Annotated in this window: 2 protein-coding genes; both read left to right on the top strand. The window is 67.9% G+C overall.

The window, feature by feature from the left end; translation table 11 throughout:
• On the top strand, positions 1-559 hold a 559-nt coding region (locus tag MOV74_RS38575; RefSeq protein WP_246932796.1), incomplete at its 5' end, for an ATP-binding cassette domain-containing protein.
• On the top strand, positions 556-1,173 hold a 618-nt coding region (locus MOV74_RS38580), incomplete at its 3' end, for an ABC transporter permease (RefSeq protein ID WP_246932798.1). The genes MOV74_RS38575 and MOV74_RS38580, both read left to right, overlap by 4 nt.

Here is a 1,173-nt window from a genome sequence, read left to right on the forward strand (position 1 = left end):
GCAGTCGCCGCGCGACGGCGTGCGCCACGGCTTTGGCTATTGTCCGGAGGAGCGCAAGACCGACGGCATCGTCGCCGAGCTCACCGTGCGTGAGAATATCGTGCTCGCGCTCCAGGCCAAGCGTGGTCTGCACCGCCCGCTGTCGCGCCGTGAGCAGGACGAGATCGCGCGCCGCTACGTCAAGATGCTCGACATCCGTCCGGCCGATCCCGAACGCCCCGTCGGCCTGTTGTCCGGGGGCAATCAGCAGAAAGTGCTGCTGGCGCGCTGGCTCGCGACCTCGCCGCGGCTGCTGGTGCTGGACGAGCCGACCCGCGGTATCGACGTCGGCGCGCATGCCGAGATCATCCGCCTGATCCGCGAGCTCTGCGACGACGGTCTGTCGTTGCTCGTGATCTCCTCCGAGCTCGACGAGATCGTGACCTATTCGGACCGCGTGGTGGTGCTGCGCGACCGCGCCCATGTCGAGGAGCTCGCGGGCGAGGCGATCGACGTCGGCAACATTCTCGCAGCCATTGCCGCCGATGCCGCCACCGTCGCGCTTGAGGCCCACACATGACAGCGCTGCTGCCGCGCCGCGGCCTTGCCCAGATCCTGGCGCTGATCGTCATACTGGCGGTCGATCGCGTGGTGTCGCCGCAATTTTTCGATTTGCGGCTCCAGGACGGCCGGCTCTTCGGCAGCCTGATCGACGTGCTCAATCGCGGCACGCCGGTGGCGCTGCTCTCGCTGGGCATGGTGCTGGTGATCGCAACGCGCGGCATCGATCTGTCGGTCGGCGCGGTCATGGCGATCTCAGGCGCAATCGCGGCGAGCCTTGCCGACAGCCACAGTCTGCCGGTGGTGCTGGCGGCCGCGCTTGGTGCCGGGCTCGTCTGCGGATTGTGGAACGGATTTCTCGTTGCGGTGCTCGGGATGCAGCCGATCGTGGCGACGCTGATCCTCATGGTGGCAGGGCGCGGCATTGCTCAACTCATCACCGAAGGGCGCATCGTTACCTTCTCCTCGCCGGATCTGGTCTGGCTCGGCAATGGCGCGGTGCTTGGTCTTCCGGTGCCGGTCGCGATTGCCCTTTGCATGCTGATCCTGACCGGCGTCGTGGTCCGCGGTTCCGCGCTCGGGCTGCTGATCGAGGCGACCGGCGGCAATGCGCGGGCGAGCGAGCTTGCCGGC

This window comes from Bradyrhizobium sp. SHOUNA76 (assembly GCF_023006445.1).
Lineage (GTDB): Bacteria > Pseudomonadota > Alphaproteobacteria > Rhizobiales > Xanthobacteraceae > Bradyrhizobium.